At 80.5% G+C, this 236-nt stretch carries 1 pseudogene; it reads right to left on the reverse strand.

The annotated features are described in order from the left end of the window. Positions 1-236, reverse strand: a pseudogene (locus ACYQ0J_RS13610) (TolC family protein); the annotation flags it as partial.

The following is a 236-nucleotide window of genomic DNA, read 5'->3' on the forward strand; positions in this document are numbered from 1 at the left end:
GGCGGCGGTCCGGGCCGCCTCCCGGGCGGCGAGCCAACGGAAGAAGGCCTCCGCCACCCGCACCCTCGCCTCCCGCCGGGCGGCCTCGGCGCGGGCCTCGAGGGCCCGGAGGGCGGGGCCCCGGTCCCGGAAGAGGTCCGCCAGGTTGAGGCTTAGGGCCAGGCGGTAGGAGGGGGCCACCTGCCCGTACTCCCCCGCCAGGGCGGCCCCCGCCTCGGCGGAGAGCGCCCCGAGTA

Source organism: Thermus sp. FJN-A (genome assembly GCF_054655095.1).